The sequence below is a fragment of the Alkalihalophilus lindianensis genome (assembly GCF_032843265.1).
In the GTDB taxonomy this organism is placed as follows: Bacteria; Bacillota; Bacilli; order Bacillales; family Bacillaceae_D; genus Alkalihalophilus; species Alkalihalophilus lindianensis.
In genome coordinates this window covers 1-242 of record NZ_JAWJBA010000903.1, presented here as the reverse complement: position 1 = coordinate 242, position 242 = coordinate 1, and the positions used below count along the sequence as shown (strand labels likewise).

The following is a 242-nucleotide window of genomic DNA, read 5'->3' as shown; positions in this document are numbered from 1 at the left end:
CCATACCATGAATCCTAGGAAACCGATTAACACTGTGGCAAACACCATTGATGAATAACCGAAAAGACGTTTTCTTGAAAAAGTTGAAAAGATTTCTGAGAAAATACCAAAAGCAGGAAGAATTAAGATATACACTTCCGGATGTCCGAAGATCCAGAATAAATGTTCCCAAATTATCGTATTTCCCCCCATTGCTACTTCAAAGAAATTAGCCCCAAACAAACGGTCAAACATCATTAACG

Annotated in this window: 1 protein-coding gene; it reads right to left on the bottom strand. The window is 37.2% G+C overall.

Annotated features, from left to right (window positions below; all coding sequences use genetic code 11):
- Window positions 1-242, bottom strand: a 242-nt coding sequence (locus RYX56_RS24730; protein ID WP_317124437.1) for a cbb3-type cytochrome c oxidase subunit I, incomplete at both ends; no start/stop codon positions are given.